At 62.1% G+C, this 1,738-nt stretch carries 2 protein-coding genes and 1 pseudogene; all 3 read left to right on the top strand.

Going from position 1 to position 1,738, the window contains the following annotated elements:
* Positions 1-195, top strand: a pseudogene (locus ACXRVY_RS27340) (HD domain-containing protein); the annotation flags it as partial.
* Positions 196-230: 35 nt separating this feature from the next.
* A complete protein-coding gene (locus ACXRVY_RS27335) occupies positions 231-1,112 on the top strand; it encodes an NmrA family NAD(P)-binding protein (protein WP_457266348.1) in 882 nt (293 codons plus the stop codon).
* Between the two features lie 135 nt (positions 1,113-1,247).
* A partial coding sequence (locus ACXRVY_RS27330; RefSeq protein WP_458238762.1) for an alcohol dehydrogenase catalytic domain-containing protein occupies positions 1,248-1,738 on the top strand: 491 nt, incomplete at its 3' end.

Raw genomic sequence — 1,738 nt, 5'->3', positions numbered from 1 at the left:
GTCGACGACACGCTCGCGCTCTACCCCCGCATCGGCTTGAAAGCGGCCTTTACCCAGGCCATTGCCGAAGTGGCCAGGAACAAACCCCATACGGCCATTGGCACCGGGCTCGCCGATGTCGGGCGCCGCCATGTCCATGGCTTCGATTGCCCGAATGTCTGCGACCTGATCGACAACRCACCCTTCGACAGCTGATCCACTTCCCGTTTATTACAGAGAGAGAACCCATCATGCAGCCACGCAAATACCTCATCACTGGAGCAACCGGTAAAACCGGCGTCTACACCGTCCGTCATTTGCTCAATGAAGGCCATGCGGTGCGAGCCTTCGTGCATCATCTGGACGAGCGCAGTGCCGCCTTGCAAAGCGAGGGCGCCGAAATTTTCGTTGGCGACCTGCTCGAGCACGACGACATCCTGCGCGCCATGGAGGGCGTGACCGGCGCGTACCTGTGTTACCCGGTTCGTCCCGGCTACATTCAGGCGACCGCCTACTTTGCCGATGCCGCACGGCGCGCAGGCGTCGAGGTGGTGGTGGAGATGTCGCAGATTTCCGCCCGCGAAGACTCTCTGAGCCATGCCGCCCGCGACCACTGGATCGCCGAACGCGTACTCGACTGGTCGGGCGTGCCGGTGGTGCACATTCGCCCGACGTTCTTTTCCGAATGGCTGATTTTTCCGTGGGTGCTGGATCAGATCGTCAAGGAAAACAAGATAACGCTGCCGTACGGTAACGGGCGGCACGCACCGATTGCCGCCGAAGATCAGGCCCGCCTGATCGCCAGGCTACTGACCCAGCCTTCCGGCCATATCGGCAAGACCTACCCGCTGTACGGTCCCGTCGAATTGAGCCATCAGCAAATTGCCGAGCAAATCAGCGCCATCGTCGGCCGCACCATCACCTACAGTCCGTCGACGCTGGACGAGTATCGCCAGCACCTGCAGACCTACGATCTGCCGGAATTTGTCATCCAGCACTTCCTGGCGGTGGCCGTCGATTACCAGAACGGGATCTTTTCCGGAGTGGACGGCGTGATCGGGCAAGTAACCGGTCAAGCGCCGCAAACGGTGGCTGACTTCGTAGGGGCCAATCGCCAATTGTTCGAACAGTGACAGTGGGTGTATGCGTCGGGTGTTCAAGCATCAACGCTCGCGCCCGATGCAACGCCTGCAACCCGCTACACTTTCCTCGCTCCGCCGCTGCACTCCAGCGGCTCAAACCCCTGACTTCTGATCTGGAGGTATCCCATGAGCGACAGCAGCGAACTCACCACCTTTACCGGCTGGGCCGCCACGGCAGCGGGCGCGCCACTGGAACCCTTCAGCTACGATCCCGGCCCGCTGGGAAGCGATGAGGTGGAAGTCGCCGTGGAATATTGCGGCGTCTGCCACTCCGACCAGTCGTTGATCGACAACGACTGGGGCATCAGCAGCTACCCCTTTATTCCCGGTCACGAGGTGGTCGGCCGTATCGTGCGGGTGGGCGACCAGGTTCGCGGCCTGGAACTGGGCCAACGAGTGGGCATCGGTTGGTACAAGGGCAGCTGCATGCATTGCACGTCGTGCATCGAAGGCTCGCATAACCTGTGTCGCACCGTGCAACCGACCATCATCGGCAGCAACGGCGGCTTTGCCGACCGCATTCGCGCGCACTGGGCCTGGGCCCTGCCGATCCCGGCCGGGCTCGACCCGGCGATGGCCGGGCCGTTGTTCTGTGCCGGTTCGACCGTGTTCAACCC

Source organism: Pseudomonas sp. P5_A2_2 (genome assembly GCF_054177685.1).
The sequence above is the reverse complement of the archived record's forward strand: the minus strand, read 5'-3'. Positions and strand labels throughout refer to the sequence as shown.